A 17,778-nucleotide genomic window follows, 5' to 3' on the forward strand; every position below is an offset into this window, starting at 1 on the left:
TAAACAGGAGTTGAGGCAAGTCAAGACGCTCTGTCCGCCCTGTGCTAGCAGATCAGGATGATTGAGATCAGCTCCCATCCTGAGCGGCTCGCGATGTCGTCACCTGCAAAGCCAACCGTCTATGTGGTCGACGACGATGCCGCTGTGCTCGGCTCGCTGCGGTTCCTGCTGGAAACCGATGGTTTTGCCGTGCGAACCTTCAGGAACGCCACGGCGCTGCTCAATGCGACCAGCCAGCCCGGCGCCGACTGCTACGTGATCGACTACAAGATGCCCGACATCAACGGCCTCGAGCTGGCCGGGCGACTGCGCCAGTCCGACGGCGATACCCCGGTCATCCTGATCACCGGCTATCCCGACGCAAATATCTCGACCCGGGCGGCGGCCGCAGGCGTTAAAGACGTGATTCTGAAGCCGCTTCTCGACGAAAACCTGGTCAAGCGCATCCGTCACGCCATCCAAGGCAACCGGTCATCGGGGAAATGATGCTGGAAATTCAGCCCTCGTAGCCCTTTATGACCTACGGGATTCTACGTAAGGCAACCTCCTTAAGATATCTCGCGAAATTTTCCAGGCACCAGATAGCGCGTACCAATGCGTCATCACAACGGAGATGGCGCAGATGCTGACCCAGACGATCAATACCCAGGCGATCAAGACCCAGATCAACGGCAGCAAGATCGCTCCGGCTCATCCCGTCTCCGACCAGTTCGGTGCGATCACGGGCCATGTCGGCCTCGTCGCCACCGAGTTCTCCTACCGCAAGGAAGAGGAGATCTATGGTGAGGACGAGCCGGCCGAATATGTCTATCAGGTCGTCACCGGCGCCGTGCGCAGCTACAAGCTGCTTTCTGACGGCCGCCGCCAGATCGGCGCCTTCCATCTTTCCGGCGACGTCTTCGGCCTCGAATCCGGCCCCACTCACCGCCTTGCCGCCGAAGCCATCATCGACACCACTGTGCGCCTCGTGAAGCGCGTGAGCCTCGAGAAGGCCGCAGGCACCGACGTCCAGGTCGCCCGTAAGCTCTGGACGATGACCGCTGGCGAGCTTCGTCACGCCGAAGACCACATGCTGCTGCTGGGCCGCAAGACCGCGATGGAGCGCGTTGCGACCTTCCTGCTCGAAATGGACCGCCGCCTCGCCGTCGCCGGCATGATGGCGCTGCCGATGTGCCGCCGCGACATCGGCGACTATCTCGGTCTCACCCTCGAGACCGTGTCGCGCGCGCTGTCGCAGCTTCACGCCCAGGGCATTCTCGGCTTCTCCGGCGCTCGCCAGATCGTGCTGCGCAACCGCGCACGCCTGCACAATCTCGACGCCTGATCTCCTCTCTCCCCCCACTCATGGCCGGCTGAATTCGTTCAGCCGGCCATTTCTTTTGCCGCGATCATGCCCTTGCGCCGCGTCTCCGGCATCACGAACAGAATAAGCAGAAGTCCCGTCGCGGCGACGCCAGACAGCCCGATGAACGCCGTGGCATTGCCGAACTTGTCGCTGACATAGCCGCCAAGCGCCGTGCTCAGCGACGCGCCGATCCCCGTTGCCGTGCCGACGACGCCCTGCGCGAGGTTGAAATGGCCGCTGCCAAAGGCGACGTCGGCCACGATCAGCGGGATCATCACCGCGAACACCGCCGCGGTGAGGCCGTCGAACACCTGCACGAGCACCAGCAGATACGGATCGCGCACGGTTGCGAACAGCAGGCCGCGAATCGTCAGTGCCGCGAATCCAATCAGCAGCAGCGGCCTGCGGCCCCATGCCTGCGCCTTGCGCCCGACGGTCGGCGACAGCAGCGCCACGATCGCCTGCGGCACGACGATGCAAAAGGCGACGAGCACCGTCGCCCACTGGCTCGATCGCGCCGTCACCGCGCTTGCCATCAGCGGCATCATCGAGGCGTTCGCGAGCTGCAACAAGAGCACGCTGAACGCAAAGACAATCAGCGGCCGCTGCCGGATCAAATGCCAGATATTGGTGTCGCCGCGATCCTCCGCCTCGCGCGGCATCGCGCCGTGACAGCGCGCGATGTCGACCTCATGCTCGCGGATGCGAGAGAGTGCGATCAAAGTCGGGATTGCGAGCAGGAAGGTGACCAGGAACACCGAGCGGCTCGACAGGAGATAGCCGGCCGTACCCATCACCGCGGCCGCAACGCCGTTACCAAGCGAAGCAAAGCGCGCGTTGCGGCCGAGACGCTCGCCGATCGCGAGCGGACCGACCAGACCGAGGCTGATCGCCGCGATCGCCGGTCCGAGCACGCAGCTCGCTGCCGCGTGCAAGGTGGCCGCAGCCACCACCACGGGGAAGATCGGCATCGCCGCATAGGCGAGCGCGCAGCAGCCGATGGTGACGATGGCGAGGCCTGCGACCAGCCGCTCGGATTTCGCGGCATCGATGATGGCGCCGCCCGGCATCTGGCCGATCAGGGCAACGATGCCGCCGATCGACAGCACGAGGCCGATCTCGACCTGGGTCCATTTCTGGGTCGTAAGATAGACCGCGATGAACGGCCCGAATCCGGTCTGCACGTCGGCGAGGAAGAAGATGAACCAGTCGAGGCCGCGCAGGCTCTGGCGCGACGGCGCCGGGATGCCCGCAGGCGACGGCGCCGAAACGTTGTCCTGCTCAACGCGGCCCTCGCGATCCGCATAATTCGGCTTCCTCGACAACAGCACCGACCGCCATCCCTCCCCGCGCCTCACTGAACAGCTTGCAGCGGCTGCAGGCTGCCGGACGCGCCAAGCACCACCATCGGCGTGTCCTCCTTGTATTCCGGCGCGGCCGCGACCTGCGCCTTGGTCAATTCCAGCGTGATGCTGTCCTTCTTGTTGACGATCTTGCCGAACCGCATCGCATTCCAGTCCACCACGATCTTGCGACTGCCGACGCCGAGGAAGCCGCCGAAATCGATCACGGCAGCGCGCACGTGCCCGCTCCGATCGACGATGACGTCGACGATGCGGCCCATGTCCTCGTTCGCCGCGCTGAGCACGTCACGGCCAAGCACGCCGTGCGCATCGCTCGCGCCAATGATCGTGACCGACGGCGGTGGCGCGGCACCCTTTGGCGTGACGGGGACCGACGACGCCGGCGGCTGCACTGTCGGCGGCGCATTCGCCTCAGTCGAGGGTGCGGGCAACTCCTCCGCGGCGCGTGATACGGCAAGCGTCATTGCCCCGACGACCACGACGCCTAGGGCCAACCATCCGGCGGTACGCATGCACCCTCCTCCCGGCGCGCCGCTAGCGCGCCAGCACGATCGAGACCTGGATCTGGCCACGCGTGCGCAACACCTCCAGCGCCACGTCGTCGCCATGGCGGCTGACGCGCAGGTCGACGCTGGACTCACCCAGACGCAGATCGCGCAAAATCACCTCATGCAGGAATGCCGGCAGATGCGGATTGCGCAGCCGGATCTCGCCGCGCGCCACGTCGAACTCGATGCCCAGCGCCGCCTCCAGCAGCGTGAACGCCGTTGCGCTGGCCCAGGCCTGCGGCGCGCAGGCGACCGGATAGAGCGTCGGGCCGCGCCGCTTTTCGCGCCGGAAACCGCAGAACAACTCGGGCAACCGGCGCAGGTCCATGTAGGTCGCGGCGTCGAACAGTCCCTTGAAGACATGCGCGACCGAATGCTTGAGCCCGTAGCGCGCGAGCCCGAGCGCGATCAGCGCATTGTCGTGCGGCCAGATCGACCCGTCATGATAGGACATCGGGTTGTAGCGTACCTCGCCGACAGCGACGGTGCGGATGCCCCAGCCCGAGAAGAAATGCGGCCGCATCAAATCGGCGGCGACGAGGCGCGCGCGGTCCTCGCGGATCATGCCGCTGAACAGGATCTGTCCGGCGTTCGAGGTCCGCACCTTGCAGGGCCGCTTCTTGCCGTCGAGCGCAAGCGCATAAGTGCCGAGCTCCTCGCACCAGAACGCGGTCTCGAAACGCTCGGCCAGCGCCTTGGCCTCGGCCTCGAGCTTCTTGGCGAGATCGGGCTTGCCCAGCCGCAGCGCGCAGCGCGCGGCGAGCCGCTTGGCGGCAAAGACGTAACCTTGCACCTCGGCCAGCGCGAGATTGCCTTCCGCGAGCTGGCCATCGGCATGGAAGATCGCGTCGTAGGAATCCTTCCAGCCCTGGTTGGCGAGGCCCTTTTCGGTGGCGCGCTGGTATTCGACGAAGCCGTCGCTGTCGGGGTCGCCGGGGCCGTCGATCCAGGCCAGCCCCGCCTCGATTGCCGGCCACAGCTCGGTCAACGTCTTCTCGTCGCCGGTGCGCTCGAAATAGCTTCCTGCGAGAAGGACGAACAAGGCCGTGGAATCGACGCTGCCGTAATATTGCGCGAACGGCACCTCACGCAGCGCCGCCATCTCGCCGCCGCGCATCTCATGCAGGATCTTGCCCGGCGCAGCATCGGCGAGCGGGTCGATCGCCTTGGCCTGGAAATGGGCGAGCCGCCGCAGCACGCCCTTGGCGATCCGCGGGTCGATCCACAGCATCTGCAGCGCGGTAATCAGCCCGTCGCGGCCGAACGTCGTCGAGTACCAGGGAATCCCCGCATAGGGATAGCGGCCCTGCGGCGTCTCCGTCATCAGCATGTTGAGGTCGGCCATGGCCTGGCACAGCACCTCGTTGAAGATGTTGTTGGAGGTCTCGATGCTGGCCGCCCCCATCGTCGATTGCCGCATCTCGCGGCGGTGGGCGAGCAGGCTCCTGAAAAAGCGCGCCGGCTTCTCCGCGATCGGCCGATTGCAGGACACGGCCACGAACAGGGATTTCGACTCATGAGGGTCGAGTTCGAGTTGCCATGTCGCGGCATTCACCGACAACTTCGTCGGGCGCGGGTCGAAATGCAGTCCCGTGGTGCGCTTGGCGTCGTCAAGACCGCGGTAGTCGAACAGCACGTCGGTCGGTCCCAACAGCCGGCTCGAGCCGATGCCGCGGCGCGGGCGCCGCTCGCCGCGGACCTCGAACAGATCGGCGAAATCGTTGTCGAACAGCAACGTCAGCGCGAAGCCGGCCGGGCGGTCGCCGTGATTCTGCACGCCGATCCGCTGATAGGCGGTGCCGCGCCACAGGAAGATCGTGCGCACGATGTGCAGCAGGTCCTTTTGCAGCACGAGGCTGCCCTGCCGGTAGATGTCCGGATTGGTGAGATCGACCGTCAGGGCTGAATTGTCGTCGCGCAGGTTCGAGCCCAGCAGCAACGGCTGGAGATCGTCGAGCACGAGCTCGAGCCTCGCAAGGTAACGCGTATCGTGATGAAACAGGCCATCGGGCCCGCCGGCCGAAGCGCCGATGTCGCCATGGCTGTCGAGCACGATGAAGGTGTCGTCGTGCTTGAGCGAACGCCGCGGCCGCGCCGACGGTCCGGTCATTGGAATATAGAAAGGCTGCTCCGCGACCTGGTCCAGGGTCCGCGTCACGGAGACGAATTGGGTAACGGCTTCAGCCGACATCAGCAGCTCCCCTGCGCTTGTTTCGACACGCAACCGACTCGAACGCGACTGTTGGCTTACGCGGCGGCTTGGGCGAGCCGGCTCATTTCCTGCGTGACCAGCTCACGATAGGGCCCGTGGCCTTGCATCAGACGCTCGGGTGACCCGTCCTCGATGATCTTACCACCCCTCAACACGACCACGCGGTCGAAATTACGCAGGGTAGCGAGGCGATGCGCGATCGCGATGACCGTGCGGCCGCGCATCAGCCGCGACAGCGCCTCGCGGATCGCCTCCTCGGATTCGCTGTCGAGCGCGGCGGTCGCCTCGTCCAGCAACAGGATCGGCGCGTCCTTGAGGAAGGCGCGCGCAATCGCGATGCGCTGGCGCTGGCCGCCGGACATCTTGACGCCGCGGTCGCCGACCATGGTGTCGAGACCGCCCGGCAGACTCTCCACGAAATCGCAGCGCGCCGCAATGGCCGCACGCAGCACCTCGTCGTCGGTCGCGTTCGGGCGACCATAGCGGATGTTCTCGCGAATCGAGCGGTGGAACAGGGAGATGTCCTGCGGCACCACGGAGATCGCCTCGCGCAGGCTCTGCTGCGTCACCTTGGAAATGTCCTGGCCGTCGATGGTGATGCTGCCCTCGTCGGTATCATAGAAGCGCTGGAGCAGCGTGAACAGGGTCGACTTGCCGCCGCCGGACTGGCCGACCAGGCCGACACGCTGGCCGGGTTGCAGGCGCAGGCTGAAGCGCTCGAAGAGCGTCTCGCCGCCGGGATAGCCGAAGCTGACATTGTTGTACGCGATCGCGGCGCCGCTCTTGACCAGCGGCTCGGCCTCGGGGTGGTCGCGCAATTCATGCGGCACCAGCAGCGTTGCGATCGCTTCGGTCAGCCGCGCAACGTGCTGGGTGACGTCGACCAGCGCCACCGCGAGATCGCGCGTCGCGTTCAAGATGGACAGACCGAGGGTGCAAACCAGCACGACGTCGCCGGTGGTCGCCTCGCCATCCTGCCAAAGCATGATCGCCCAGGCCATCAGGGCGATCGTGAGCACGACAGTGATGCCGGCATGGATAAGCCGCAGCTTCTCCAGATACCGCAGGCTGCGGCCGCGTGCAGTGAGTTCCCGGTTCACGGTCGCGTCGAACCGCTCGTGCTCGTGCCCGATGCCGCAGAAAGCGCGCACCAGTGGCATGTTGCTGATGACGTCGATCATCTCGCCGTCGACGACGGCGGCCTTGTCGGCGAAATCGTCATGCAGCGGCTTTCCCGCGGCAGCGAGGCGGAACATCGCAAGCACCATGCCCCCGGCAACCACCATCAGGCCGAGTGCCATATAGGGACTGACGGTTCCAATCAGCGCGATTGCCGCAACTGTCGCGATGCACGGCGGCAACACATTCCAGACGAACATGTTCTCGACGGTAAACACCGCGTTCGACGTCGCCGTGATGCGGCTCGTCAGCATGCCGGGCATGCGATCGGAGAAGTAGCTCGGCGCGTGGCCGGTCAGATGACGAAATATGTCACGGCGCAAATCACCCGTGACGCGAACGAAGGTGAAGCTCGCCGTCCAGCTCGCGATCCGCCAAAGGAAATTGTCGGCGGCGATCAGCGTCATGAGGAAAATGAATGCCAGCCATACGCTCCCACCATGCGAAGCGCCGGCCGACAAGCTGTCGACGAGGGATTTGACGCCGTATTGCGTGCCTACGGAGCAGGCAACGGCCGCAGCCACAGCGGTCAGGATCACGAGATGCGACATGAGGCGACGCCGGAGATAGCGCAAAACAAAGGCAAATGGCCGGTGCGCATATCCAGAAAGATGATCCATGTGACTACCGACCCCGTCGTGATGATTCCAGTTTTCTTACTGGTCGATTGAACATCGACCAGTTCGCCTCGGTTCCCGGGCAACGTCATCACGACATGCGGATGCGGACGTTCTGCGAAGATGTGATGGCATCATCGCGACGAGCACCTGGCATGTCGAATAAGTAACGTCTGGAGGGGGGAACTTCGCAGGTGCGGAAACGTTCCCTGATTGGCATGCCGGTGCTGTACGGACGGGGGCTTTTACGACCATGATCGCACAAAGGAGATGGTGAGATGCGCATTGCGCAGGTTGCTCCGTTGACGGAGGCTGTTCCACCCAAGCTGTATGGCGGCACCGAGCGGGTGGTGCATTGGTTGACGGAAGAGCTGGTGGCCCTTGGGCACGACGTGACGCTGTTCGCCAGCGGCGACTCGCAAACCTCGGCAAAGCTGGATGCGTTATGGCCGCGGGCGCTCCGCCTCGACGGTTCCGTGCGCGATCCCAATGCGCTGCACATGGTGATGCTGGAGCGGGTGCGGCAGAAATGTGACGACGAGGAGTTCGACTTCCTCCACTTCCATCTCGATTATTATCCGTGGTCGCTGTTCTACCGGCAGCCGACGCCGTTCCTGACCACGCTGCACGGCCGGCTCGACCTGCCGGAGCATCAACCGGTCTTCAACACCTTCTCGAAGGTCCCCGTCGTCTCGATCTCGAACGCGCAGCGCCGGCCGGTGCCGCAGGCGAATTGGGTGAAGACGATCCACCACGGCCTGCCCGAGAACCTGCTGACGCCGAAGCCGGCGAAACAGGAATATCTCGCCGTGCTCGGCCGCATCGCGCCGGAGAAAGGCGTCGACCGCGCCATCAAGATCGCGACGCATTGCGGCATTCCGCTGAAGATCGCGGCCAAGGTCGATCGCGCCGACCAGGATTACTATGACGAGCTGATCCGGCCGATGATCGAGAACAATCCGCTGGTGGAATTCATCGGCGAGATCAGCGATCACGAGAAGTCGGACTTCTTGAGCGGCGCGCTCGGCCTTTTGCTGCCGATCGACTGGCCGGAGCCGTTTGGCCTGGTGATGATCGAAGCCATGGCCTGCGGAACGCCGGTCGTCGCCTTCAATCGCGGCTCGGTGCCGGAGATCATCGACGAGGGCCTCACCGGCTTCGTCGTCGAGGACATCATCAGTGCAGCCGGCGTCGTCAAGCGCCTGCCGCAACTGGACCGCGCCGCGATCCGCAAGCAGTTCGAGACGCGCTTCACCGCGCGGCGCATGGCGCTGGACTATCTCGCGGCCTATCGCAGCCTGGCCGAGGAGAAGGCGCCGCGGATCAAGCTGGTGAGCAGCGCGGAATAGCGGGCACCCGCCCGCTCTCGTGTCCCGGACGCGCTACAACGCCCTTAGCGTTGCGGCGCAGAGCCGGGACCCACGCGGCAGGGTATGCTCTCGAAAACATGGGCCCCGGCTCTGCAGCGCACCGCTAAAGAAGCGCTGCGCTGCGTCCGGGGCAGGAGAATATTACCTCACCGCCGCCCGCTTCGGCTCCACGATCTCGAACATGCGCGGGAATTCGTCCATCAGGCCCATCAGTTCGGCGAGGCGCATCGGGTTGCCGGCGAATTTGACCTTGCCGGCGGCCACGGCCTCCGGGAAGCTGGTCAGTTTTGCAATCACCCCATCGAGCGTCGACCGCGCCAGCGTGAAGCTGGCATCGGCGCTTTCAGCCTGCATGCCCTCTGTGTAAGTGAGCGCGCAGTTCTCCAGATTGAGCACGAAGGTCTCGCCGGTGTCGGAAAAGCTCCAGTTCAGCACGATGTGCTTTCCTTCCGCCTTCGGTCCGTTGAGGCGGATACCGAGCACGTCCCAGAGCTGTGAGGTGCGCAGCGCCGCCAGCGTCTCGCGCGGCATCGGCGGGCGTGCCGGCACCTTGGGCATGCCCTGGCGCAATTCCTGCGCGCCGAACAGATAGGCATTGCGCCAGGTCGCGCTTTCAGCGGCGTAGCCGAGCTGCTCCAGCGTATCCGCCAGCAATGCACGCGCCGCCGCATTGTCCGGCTCGGCAAAGACGAGATGGCCGAGCGCCTGTGCCACGAAGCGGAATTCACCCTTGTCGAAATCGACACGCGCCCGCGCGAGGATGGCATCGGCGCCGCCCATGTACTCGACATATTTCTTGCCCGACGCCACCGGCGGCAGCGGATCGAGATTGACCGGATTGGCGTCGTACCAGCCCAGGTACTTTTGATAGATCGCTTTCACGTTATGCCGGATGTGGCCGTAATAGCCGCGGCCGTGCCAGGCGCCCTCCAGGCTCGTGGGCAGCTGGATCGTTTCGGCGATCTCGGCCGCGGTGAGGCCGTGGTTCATCAGGCGGATGGTCTGGTCATGCGCGAATTTATAGAGGTCGCGCTGCTGCCTGATCATCGTGCCGATGCGTTCGCGTCCCCATACCGGCCAGTGATGCTGACCGCACATCGCCTCCGCCTTGCCGTCCCAGAGCTGCAAGGCCTCGCCCAAATATTTCGACCAGGCCAGCGCGTCGCGCACGTCGGCGCCGCGGAACGGCAACAGATTGTGGAAATTGTGGGTGCAGTTCTCGGCGAGGTTCAACAGCTTGTAGCGCGGGATGAAGAAATGCATCTCCGCCGGCGCTTCGCTGTTCGGCGCCATCTGGAATTCGAATTCGACGCCGTCGATCACGCGCCTGTCGCCGGTCGCCATGATCAGGTCGGTCGGCCGCAGCAGCGCCACTGAACCTGCCGCCATCGACTTGCCGAGACCGCAATCGACCTGCCCGCGCGCGCCCTTGGCGAGGAGAGGCCCGAACTGGTACTGCGCCCGGCGCAGCATCGCTGGTCCCGCGATGATATTCTCGGAGACGGCATGCTCCATGAACAAATTGGGCGCGATGATCGGCACGCGGCCGGTGGCGAGCACATCCTCCTCCAGCACGCCGCGCGCGCCGCCCCAATGGTCGGTGTGGGTATGGGTGAAGATCACGGCGGCGACCGGCCGCTGGCCGCGATGCTTGTAGTAAAGATCGAGCGCCGCGCGCGCCCCCTCGATCGAAGTCAGGGTGTCGACGACAATGACACCGCTGTCGCCCTCGATCAGCGTCATGTTGGCGATGTCGAGCCCACGCACCTGGTAGACGCCGGGCACCACCTCGAACAGGCCGTGCTGCATGTTGAGCCGCGACTGCCGCCACAGGCTCGGATTGACCGTGGTCGGCGCCTGCTCGGCGGAGAGAAAGCCGTACGGCTCGAGGCTCCAGACCGTCCGCCCTTGCGGATTGGTGATCTGCGCGTCCTCGATCGTGCCGAGGAAGCCGCGCGCGGCGTCGTCGAAATCCCGCGTGTCGGAAAACGGCAGCGCATTCAGCATCGCCGTTTGCTGCGCGATGACGGACGGCGTTGCGTCCTTCGGCGTGTCGGCTGCTCCAATGCTGCTCATAAGGCCTCCCCGGCTCGTCTTGATTGGGGAGGCATGTAACCGCATCTTGATTGCGGTTCCAACTGGTCCTTACGCGGCCAAGCCTCCGACCAGCGGCTTGCCGGAGGCGCGAATGTCCGGCGTCCGCAAGTCCCGCGCCAGCACATAGCCGCCGCGTTCCTGCTTGGCGCGGTAGAGCGCCTTGTCCGAGCGCGACAGCAGCGCTTCGGCGGTGCGCCCGTCGTCCGGCGCGACGGCAACGCCGACGCTGACGCCGAGCTCGATCACCTGCCCGTCGACCTCATAGGGCGCGCTGATTGACTGCACGATGCGCTGGGCCATCGCTTCCGCATCAGCGGCCATCCGCTGCACCAGCACGAACTCGTCGCCACCCATCCGGACCACGAGGTCGTCGGCCGCGGTGAGCACCTTGAGCCGGCCGGCGACCTGCTTGAGCAGCGCGTCGCCGACGGGATGACCGAACCGGTCGTTGGCTTCCTTGAAGCGGTCGAGATCGAGCGTATGGACGGCAACCATCCCGGTCGCCAGCATCGGCGGCAGGTCCGTCGCCAGCACCGAGCGATTGGAGACGCCGGTCATCGGGTCGATGCGCGACAGCTGCTCGAACTGCCGCTTCAGCGTCATCTGGCTGATCGAGGCGTTGAAGCTCAGCCGCACCATCTCAAAGCTCGCGACCACATACATCAGGATGAGGAGCCCGAGCCCGATATGGCGGAGATCCGGCTGCATGAAGATCACGATTGCTGCCGGCGAGGCGATCGCAACGAGATCGAGCAGCGCCGCGACGGGACGTAGCGCCAGCCGCGCCACCACGCCGGCGCCGAAGCCGAATCCGATGCCGATCGCCATCACGGAGCAGAGCGCGTCGCCCAGCACGATGCTGCGCGCGGCAAACACGCCAAGCACCAGGGCCGTCACGACGGTGCCGGCAATGTAACGCCGCTCCCAGCGCGCGGCCTCGGCCGGGGCGAGTTGCGGCGGACACGCGAGACGGCGACGGAATGCGACGATTTCGAACAGGCGGACAATGGCCACCACGACACCGGCAACCGCCAGGGCTGCCGTCGCCATGTCGCCGGTCTCGTAGGTCGTGATGGCGCCGACCATCGCCTGGCAGGCGGCCGCAAGAATGGTCGGCATCGTCGTGCCGTGAAGGCCCGTGATGACTTCCACATAGACGGCGTCCGAAATCGACGCCCGCCCGGATTCCATTCTGTCGAAAAACATGCCAGCCCCCATCCGCTGGCATGGTCCTACCTCACATCCGTAAAAATGCGTGCGTCGCACCACGCTGGCATTTGAGCGCGCGGGTTAACCGTGCGTTAGCCATGCCTGGTCCTTCGCACGGCTACATGCCCAGCAGCCGCGGCAGCCACAGCGACAGGCCCGGCCAATAGGTCACGACCACGAGGAACGCCAGCATGGTCAGGAGCCATGGCCACACCGCGACCGTGAGCTCGGTGATACCCATCTTGGCGATGCCTGAGGCGACGTAGAGATTGAGGCCGACCGGCGGATGGCACAGCCCCACCTCCATGTTGACCGTCATCAGGATCCCGAAATGGATCGGATCGATGCCGAGCTTGATCGCAACCGGAAACAGGATCGGCGCCATGATCAGGATGATCGAGGACGGCTCCATCACGTTGCCCGCCAGCAGCAGCAGGAGATTGACGACGAGGAGGAAGCCGATCCAACCGAGGCCCTGGTCGATCATCCATTGCGCGAGCGCTTGCGGCACGTTCTCGTAAGTCATCAGGAACGAGAACAAGACGGCGTTGGTGATGATGTAGAGCAGCATCGCCGAAAGATTTGCCGATGACAGCAGCACGCGCGGTACGTCTCGCAGCTTCAAATCCTTGTAGATGAAGACTGCGACGATGAAGGCGTACACCGCGCTGACGGCGGCAGCTTCGGTCGGGGTGAACAGGCCGCTGTAGATGCCGCCGATCACGATCACGATCAGCAGGATACCCCAGATCGACTTGCGGAACGCATCGAAGCGCTCGTAGAGGGTTGCTTTCGGCATCCTCGGATAGTCGTTACGCCAGGCCCGATAGAACGTCGTGGCGCCGAGCAGCATGGCGAGCACGAGCCCAGGCACGATGCCGGCGATGAACAGCTTGCCGACGGAGGTGTTGGTGGAGACGGCAAAAAGAACCATCGGAATCGAGGGTGGAATGAGAATTCCCAGCGAGCCGGAGGTCGTGATCACGCCCGCCCCGAACCTCTTCGGAAATCCCTGCGCGACCATCGCGGGCAGGATCACCGATCCGATTGCCACCACGGTGGCCGGCGACGAGCCGGAAATCGCGGCGAACAGCGCGCAGGCGACCACGCCCGAGAGCGCAAGGCCGCCGTACCAATGACCGACCAGCGAAGTCGCGAACGTGATCATCCGGCGCGCCACGCCGCCATGGGTCAGGAAGTTGCCGGCAAGGATGAAGAACGGGATCGCCATGATCTCGAAGCTCTCGATGCCGGTGAACAGCTTCAGCGCCACCGATTCCGTCCGCACGTCGGTCAGCGTGAACATGAAGCTGAGCACGGTCAGACCGAGTGCGATCGAGATCGGCATGCCCGTGAGCATCAACGACAGCAGAAGGCCGAAAACCACGGCGACACGCAGGCCCTGCGGCAGCGTGATCACGTGCGCCGAATGGGCGAAGCACACGGCGACGATCAGGACCGGCAACAACATCAGGACCCAGCCGAGCGGGCTGCGTTCGTCGCGGACGACCTGACTGCGCGTGACCGGGGCCGGATGAACCGGGTCCACCTCGACGCCCTCGACGCCGGCCATGTCGTGATGCGGCAACTCGCCGGTGTGATAGAACGTCCAGGCGACTTGCAGGAAGCGGAAGCACATCAGCCCGGAGCCGAGCGGGATGGTGAGATACACCAGCCACATCGGCGCTTCGAGATCGTTGGATTGCTGGCCGGTCTGCCACATCTGGCCGACGAACGCGGCTCCGAAATAGCACACGATGGCAGTGAAAAGGGCGCCGCACATCAGGCCGAAAGTGATGACGCGGCGGCGCGATCCGCCGGGAAGGACATTGACCAGGACGTCGACGCCGACATGGATGCCGGTCCGCACCCCGTAGGCCGCACCGAACTTCGCCATCCAGATGAACATGTAGATGCAGAGTTCCTGCGCCCAGGACAGGTCGAGAGCGGCAAGCCAGACGAACGCGGCTCGCGCGGGGACGGCCAGGAAGGCCAGGTTGCGCGCCTCCGCCCATTTGGCGATGTCGATCGACAGCCCGGCGCCATAACGGTGCAGCACGGCAACGAAGATGAGCGATGTCGCAGCCGCGATCATCGTCGCGATCAGCCATTCCTCGAGATGATTGAGCACACGATTCAATGCACGCAGCAACTTGGTCCCCTCAGCTTGGCTCATCATTCAAGAGCAACGGCCGGGAGTGCGATCACCCCCGACCGTTCATGGTTGTTCTTATGTCGGTGCGACGTCAGTTCATCTTGACGTCGAGTTCCTTGGCGACGAGATCGAGCACCTCCTGCCCGACCCGCCCCTTCGCCCATTTGTAGGTCGGCTGCATCGCCTCTTGCCATGCCTTGCGGTCGGCGTCAGTCAGATAATGCAGCGTGGTCTTGCCCGTCTTCTTGATCTCGGCCAGCGCATCCTCGTTCTCCTGACGCGCGATCGAGTTGGTGTAGTCGGACGCCTCCGCCATCGCCTTTTCGAGTTGGGTCCGGATATCAGGCGGCAGGCCCGACCAGAATTTCGAGTTGACGATGACGGCATATTGCAGGTGCGCGTGATAGGACACGGTGATGTCCTTCTGCACCTCGTAGAACTTCTGCGTCAGGTAGTTGGACGCGGTGTTCTCGCAGCCGTCGACCACGCCCGTCTGCAAGGCCTGGTAGACTTCGGAGAACGCCATGATCTGGGGGATCGAGCCCATGATGCGGAGATATTGGTCGGCGACCTTCGATCCGGAGATGCGGAATTTGAGACCCTGGAAATCGGTCGGCTTCGCCAAGGGACGATTGGCGGAGAGCATGTGGAAGCCGTTGTCCCAATAAGCGAGCCCGGTGATGCCTTTGGTCTCGAGCTTCTGGAACAGCCACTTGCCGACCGTGCCCTTCATCGCGTTGGAATAGGTTTGGTCGTCCTTGAACAGCCAGGGCAGGTCGAGCGCCTCGAACTCCTTGATACCGAGCGGTGCGAATTTCGCGGTCGAGGGCGCGAGCATGTGCACCGAGCCGAGCTGAAGCGCTTCGATCTCCTCCTTGTCCTTGTAGAGGGTGGAGTTCGGATAGATTTCGACCTTGACCTTGCCGTCGGTGTACTTCTCCGCGAGTTCCTTGAACTTCAGGGCGCCCTTGCCCTTGGGGGTGTCGTTGGCGACGACGTGGCTGAATTTGATGACGATCGGGCTCTGGGCCTGGACAACGGCAGGCGCCACGAGAATAGCTGCGGCGGCGACCGCAAGAAGCAGCTTGCGCATGAAGAAACCTCCCAACAACCTCTAAAACCGGGTCTTTTTTATTTTCCGATTTCAGTAGTGACAGCAATCCGCCACCCGAACAACTAGACCTAAGCCCAATTTGCCGCAGCCAAGCTATCTTGACGGCTGCTGAATGCGCAACCCGGCACCCGCTGCCGTTCCCGGAAGCGAGCGCTTATGTCGCATTGCGGCAGTGCGATCAGCCCTTGCGCTGGGCGACCATGAACAGACGCCGGAACGGAAACAGCGTCTGTCCCGCGGCGTTCTTCGGATAGGCCTTTGCCACCCGCTCGCCATAGGCGACTTCGAACGCGGTCTTCTCGTCGCCTTGCAGGATGTCGAGATAGCGCGTCAGCCAGGTCCCCTTGGTCCACTCCTTCACGGGGTTCTCGCCTTCCAGCACTTGCAGATATTCGGTCTCCCAGATGTCGATATTGGCCGACATCGGAGCAAGAAGACCGTGATAGTAGGCCGGCCCTTCGACCGGCGGCGGCGTGACGAGATGCTCGACCTTGGACCGCCAGGGACCGTTCAGCGCGGTCTCGCCGATCAGCACATGTGAGGGAGCCAGAAAGTTGCGCGGCATCTGCACAGCGAGCATCCCGCCGGGCGTCACCTTCTCCATGATCGACGGAAACAGTGCCGCATGATTGGGCAGCCAGTGCAGTGCGGCATTGGAATAGACCACGTCATATTGCTTCGTCGGACGCCAGTGGCCGAGGTCCTCGTGTGACCATTCGACATCCGGCGCCGCCTTGCGGCCGGCGGCAACCATCTCGGCTGAGCCCTCGACACCGGTCACCGTTGCGTCCGGCCAACGCTCCTTGATCAGCTTGGTGACGTTGCCGGCGCCGGCGCCGAGATCGGCGACCGCACGCGGACCAGAATCCGGAATCCGCATCAGGAGATCGACGGCGGGCCGGAGCCGGTGGCCGGAGAATTTCAGATATTGCTGCGGGTCCCAGACCATCGCTCAGCGCCTTTTCTTTTTCGTGTTTCCTTCAACGCGGCTCTTGGTTACCACTGCTCGTCCCGGTCGGGCAAATCAGGCTGACGGGACAGGCAGGAAACGAACAAACAAACCGAACGGCAAAACCAACAGCAACAAGCAAAAAAGCAGACAAGAGGGCGTCTCACCATGGATCTGGGGCTCAAATCGAAAACCGCTGTCGTCACCGGAGCGAGCGTCGGCATCGGCCGCGCCATCGCCAAGGGCTTGGCTGCCGAAGGCGTGCGTGTCGTCGGCGTGGCACGGCGCACCGACCTGCTCGCCGAGCTCGTGAAAGAAGTCGGCGCCGGCCTGATCACGCCGTTCGAGCAGGACGTGATGGCCAAGGACGCGGCGGAGAACATTTCGGCCTTCGCGCTCAAAGAGCTCGGCCATGTCGACATCCTCATCAACAACGCCGGCGGCAGCCGCCCCCTCCCCGTCGATGCGCCCGACAGCAAATGGGACGAGGCGATCGCGCTGAACTTCACCAGCTATCGCCGCATCGCGCATGCGCTGCTGCCGCAGATGATCGAACGCAAATGGGGCCGCATCGTCAACATCACCGGCAAGTCCGAACCGGAAGGCCTCAACGCCGCGTTCGCCGCCAAAGCCGCCGTGCACGCCTGGGCCAAGGGCCTGTCGCGCGAGATCGGCGAGCATGGCATCACTATCAACTGCATCCCGCCCGGCCGCATCATGAGCGAACAGATCCGCCGCAACTACGCGCCGGATTATCGCGAGCGCTTTGCCGAGGAGGAAATTCCCGTCGGCTATTGGGGCGAGCCGGAAGACCTCGCCGCGCTCGCGGTGTTTCTGGCGTCACCCGTGGCACGGTACATCACGGGGACGGTGATCCCGGTGGATGGGGGACTGCGGAGGTATCAGTTCTAGAACCGATTGGACTTCGTAGGATGGGTAGAGCGCAGCGAAACCCATCGACAGCATACGACGTGAAACCTGATGGGTTTCGCAAGTGCTCTACCCATCCTACGGTCTACCGCCTTACTCATGCAGCAGCGTTTGCCAGTCTGGAGGCACCGCGCCGTCCGGTCCGGGCACCGGCTGATCCAACGGATGCGCGTGAGGACCTTGAAGCTTCGGGCCGGCGAAAGCCTCTCCCGTGCGATAGTCGTAAAACCATCGTTCGCCCGGCTCGAAGCTCGTGATGATCGGATGACCTGTCGCCGCGCTGTGTTTCGTTGCGTGCTGATTTGGTGACGCATCACAGCAGCCGATGTGACCGCATTCGACACATCTGCGAAGGTGAAACCACCACCCGCCCGCAGCCGAGCATTCCACGCACCCCGTTCCGCTTGGCTTGGCCGCGAGATTGATGCCATCCCTCTCAGACTTCATAGGTCAGCTCATCCGCCGCCACCACCAATGCATACACGCCGCGATCTCCGCCACGATCGCATTTTGCCAATGTTTTGCCCTACGGGTCAATGTTGCGACGTCACGGAGGCTCTCGCAGTACAATCGGGGGCGCGTTCACATAAAGTTGCTGCCGCGATGCGAAGGCGTGACGAGCGCGGCGACGAAAAATCGGCACATTCCAATCCCCTACAATCACGGTCCATGCCCAGCGGATTGCAGAC

14 protein-coding genes and 1 pseudogene are annotated in these 17,778 nt (G+C 64.0%); 4 read left to right on the forward strand and 11 right to left on the reverse strand.

Annotation, left to right across the window (positions count from 1 at the left end; all coding sequences use genetic code 11):
* The first annotated feature begins 57 nt into the window (after positions 1-57).
* Entirely contained in the window at positions 58-486 is a 429-nt protein-coding gene (locus tag JQ591_RS16560; protein WP_211397081.1) for a response regulator, read from the forward strand.
* 136 nt (positions 487-622) lie between these two features.
* On the forward strand, positions 623-1,324 hold the full coding sequence (locus JQ591_RS16565; RefSeq protein WP_211397082.1) for a helix-turn-helix domain-containing protein: 702 nt from the start codon (positions 623-625) through the stop codon (positions 1,322-1,324).
* Between the two features lie 38 nt (positions 1,325-1,362).
* On the opposite strand, the gene JQ591_RS16570 is transcribed toward JQ591_RS16565, so the two are convergent.
* The 4 genes from JQ591_RS16570 to JQ591_RS16585 are packed head-to-tail and all read right to left on the reverse strand — an operon-like array spanning position 1,363 to position 7,268.
* The gene (locus tag JQ591_RS16570; RefSeq protein ID WP_211397083.1) at positions 1,363-2,676 is read right to left on the reverse strand and encodes an MFS transporter; all 1,314 of its coding nucleotides are present in this window, start codon (positions 2,674-2,676) and stop codon (positions 1,363-1,365) included.
* A 23-nt stretch (positions 2,677-2,699) separates the two neighbouring features.
* Entirely contained in the window at positions 2,700-3,221 is a 522-nt protein-coding gene (locus tag JQ591_RS16575) for a PRC-barrel domain-containing protein (RefSeq protein WP_211397084.1), read from the reverse strand.
* 22 nt (positions 3,222-3,243) lie between these two features.
* Positions 3,244-5,448 carry an amylo-alpha-1,6-glucosidase gene (locus JQ591_RS16580; protein ID WP_211397085.1) on the reverse strand — a complete coding sequence of 735 codons (2,205 nt, stop codon included), beginning with the start codon at positions 5,446-5,448 and terminating at the stop codon, positions 3,244-3,246.
* A gap of 56 nt (positions 5,449-5,504) precedes the next feature.
* Entirely contained in the window at positions 5,505-7,268 is a 1,764-nt protein-coding gene (locus JQ591_RS16585) for an ABC transporter ATP-binding protein (RefSeq protein WP_211397086.1), read from the reverse strand.
* Between the two features lie 275 nt (positions 7,269-7,543).
* On the opposite strand from JQ591_RS16585, the gene JQ591_RS16590 reads away from it, so the two are divergent.
* Positions 7,544-8,614, forward strand: coding sequence for a glycosyltransferase family 4 protein (locus JQ591_RS16590; RefSeq protein WP_211397087.1), 1,071 nt, complete (start codon positions 7,544-7,546; stop codon positions 8,612-8,614).
* Between the two features lie 162 nt (positions 8,615-8,776).
* On the opposite strand, the gene JQ591_RS16595 is transcribed toward JQ591_RS16590, so the two are convergent.
* From JQ591_RS16595 to JQ591_RS16615, 6 genes and pseudogenes are all read right to left on the reverse strand, one after another.
* The gene (locus JQ591_RS16595; protein WP_211397088.1) at positions 8,777-10,711 is read right to left on the reverse strand and encodes an alkyl/aryl-sulfatase; all 1,935 of its coding nucleotides are present in this window, start codon (positions 10,709-10,711) and stop codon (positions 8,777-8,779) included.
* Positions 10,712-10,780: 69 nt separating this feature from the next.
* Complete coding sequence (locus JQ591_RS16600) at positions 10,781-11,938, reverse strand: GGDEF domain-containing protein (RefSeq protein WP_211397089.1); 1,158 nt, start codon at positions 11,936-11,938, stop codon at positions 10,781-10,783.
* A 121-nt stretch (positions 11,939-12,059) separates the two neighbouring features.
* Positions 12,060-13,340: a TRAP transporter large permease gene (locus tag JQ591_RS35670; RefSeq protein WP_249137140.1), complete on the reverse strand. Its 1,281-nt coding sequence runs from the start codon at positions 13,338-13,340 to the stop codon at positions 12,060-12,062.
* 222 nt (positions 13,341-13,562) lie between these two features.
* Positions 13,563-14,120: pseudogene (locus JQ591_RS35675) on the reverse strand (TRAP transporter small permease); the annotation flags it as partial.
* Positions 14,121-14,187: 67 nt separating this feature from the next.
* Positions 14,188-15,189, reverse strand: coding sequence for a DctP family TRAP transporter solute-binding subunit (locus JQ591_RS16610; RefSeq protein ID WP_211397091.1), 1,002 nt, complete (start codon positions 15,187-15,189; stop codon positions 14,188-14,190).
* 199 nt (positions 15,190-15,388) lie between these two features.
* Positions 15,389-16,159: a methyltransferase domain-containing protein gene (locus tag JQ591_RS16615; protein WP_211397092.1), complete on the reverse strand. Its 771-nt coding sequence runs from the start codon at positions 16,157-16,159 to the stop codon at positions 15,389-15,391.
* A 168-nt stretch (positions 16,160-16,327) separates the two neighbouring features.
* Between JQ591_RS16615 and JQ591_RS16620 the strand changes: the two genes are divergently transcribed.
* Positions 16,328-17,071: an SDR family NAD(P)-dependent oxidoreductase gene (locus tag JQ591_RS16620; RefSeq protein WP_211397093.1), complete on the forward strand. Its 744-nt coding sequence runs from the start codon at positions 16,328-16,330 to the stop codon at positions 17,069-17,071.
* A 111-nt stretch (positions 17,072-17,182) separates the two neighbouring features.
* On the opposite strand, the gene JQ591_RS16625 is transcribed toward JQ591_RS16620, so the two are convergent.
* Positions 17,183-17,536 carry a UBP-type zinc finger domain-containing protein gene (locus JQ591_RS16625; protein WP_211397094.1) on the reverse strand — a complete coding sequence of 118 codons (354 nt, stop codon included), beginning with the start codon at positions 17,534-17,536 and terminating at the stop codon, positions 17,183-17,185.
* Positions 17,537-17,778 lie beyond the last annotated feature (242 nt).

Source organism: Bradyrhizobium canariense (genome assembly GCF_018130465.1).
Lineage (GTDB): Bacteria > Pseudomonadota > Alphaproteobacteria > Rhizobiales > Xanthobacteraceae > Bradyrhizobium > Bradyrhizobium canariense_C.